At 68.6% G+C, this 773-nt stretch carries 2 protein-coding genes; one reads left to right on the forward strand and one right to left on the reverse strand.

What is annotated here, in order from left to right; all coding sequences use genetic code 11:
* Positions 1-505 (reverse strand): gamma-glutamylcyclotransferase (locus A9W96_RS00055; RefSeq protein WP_369830806.1); only part of this gene is annotated, 505 nt, incomplete at its 3' end.
* 82 nt (positions 506-587) lie between these two features.
* Here A9W96_RS00055 and A9W96_RS00060 point away from each other — a divergent pair.
* The coding region (locus tag A9W96_RS00060; protein WP_197499349.1) for an FAD-dependent oxidoreductase at positions 588-773 on the forward strand (186 nt) is incomplete at its 3' end.

Genomic DNA, 773 nt, shown 5'->3' on the forward strand with positions numbered 1-773 from the left:
GCAGCGAGATCTTGGCGTCGTCGATGTCGATCTCGAATCCCAGCCGCGGCGCCCGGCGCAACTCGGTGCGCAGCCAGTGTACGTAATCGCTTGGCGCTCCGGCGATTTCGGCGGCGTCGGCCATCACCCCCAGGTACCGGGCCGACGGCATGCCGCCTTCCCAGGCGTCCAGCACGTACAGCCACGCCAACACCGGGTCAGTGTCGGTGTCCGACGAGATCCGCTCCACCCGGCACCGGATCTTCTTGTGCACGCCGAACTCCGAGCCCTCCCAGCGGTCCAGGTTGTTCTCGTCCGCCGGAGTCATGTCGTAGAGGACGACGAACACCTTTGACCCCGGGTCCTCGACGACGCTGGCCAGCGCGCCCTCCCAGCCGATGTCCTCGCCACCGAAGGTCAATCTCCACCCGTGCAGCCAGCCGGTTCCGGCCATCGGCGAATGGGGCGCGCGTTTCTGCATCTGCTCGGGATCCATGTTGGACCCGTACGCGGCGTAGAGCGGCACGGGGAAAGCTTAGACGTCCGACGCTGGCCGGTCTTCCCCCGAGCATTCGCGGGGTCCCCGCCGCTTCGTTAGGTTGGGGGCTGTGGTGACCCGCATCGTGATCCTCGGTGGCGGCCCGGCCGGCTACGAGGCCGCGCTGGTGGCCGCCACCTCACACCCCGACACGACCCGCGTCACGGTGATCGACTCCGACGGCATCGGCGGCGCGGCGGTGCTCGACGACTGCGTGCCGTCCAAAACGTTCATCGCCTCCACCTGGCTGCGCACC

Origin of the sequence: Mycobacterium sp. 1245852.3 (genome assembly GCF_001669335.1) — a bacterium.
Classification (GTDB): domain Bacteria; phylum Actinomycetota; class Actinomycetes; order Mycobacteriales; family Mycobacteriaceae; genus Mycobacterium; species Mycobacterium europaeum_A.